Source organism: Streptococcus sp. HMSC062B01 (genome assembly GCF_001811085.1).
Classification (GTDB): domain Bacteria; phylum Bacillota; class Bacilli; order Lactobacillales; family Streptococcaceae; genus Streptococcus; species Streptococcus gordonii.
Genome location: NZ_KZ672764.1, coordinates 1,792 through 2,445, shown reverse-complemented (window position 1 = coordinate 2,445; position 654 = coordinate 1,792). Strand labels below are relative to the sequence as shown.

Below are 654 nucleotides of genomic sequence, written 5' to 3'. Positions count from 1 at the left end.
CAGTTTCTGCAAGCGAGTCCTCGTCAACCAGCGCGTCAGTAAGTGCAAGCGAGTCCGCATCGACGAGTGCATCTGTAAGTGCGAGCGAATCCGTGTCAACCAGCGCTTCAGTATCAGCGAGTGAGTCTGCTTCAACCAGTGCATCAGTCTCTGCAAGCGAATCTGCATCCACGAGTGCATCAGTAAGTGCGAGTGAGTCCGCGTCAACGAGTGCCTCAGTAAGTGCGAGTGAATCGGCCTCCACGAGCGCATCGGTAAGTGCGAGTGAGTCCGCGTCAACCAGTGCATCTGTATCTGCAAGCGAATCAGCTTCAACAAGCGCATCGGTAAGTGCGAGCGAATCAGCCTCCACGAGCGCATCGGTAAGTACGTCCGCCTCCACGAGTGCGTCTGTCAGTGCCAGTGAGTCCGCGTCCACAAGCGCTTCAGTAAGTGCGAGCGAATCGGCCTCCACCAGTGCATCAGTAAGTGCGAGTGAGTCCGCTTCAACCAGTGCCTCAGTAAGTGCGAGCGAGTCCGCTTCAACGAGTGCGTCAGTAAGTGCCAGTGAATCGGCCTCCACGAGCGCATCTGTTTCTGCAAGTGATTCCGCTTCAACAAGTGCCTCAGTATCAGCGAGCGAATCAGCCTCAACGAGTGCGTCAGTTTCTGCAA

At 56.0% G+C, this 654-nt stretch carries 1 pseudogene; it reads right to left on the bottom strand.

The features are described from left to right. Window positions 1-654: pseudogene (locus HMPREF2780_RS11890) on the bottom strand (cell wall protein); the annotation flags it as partial.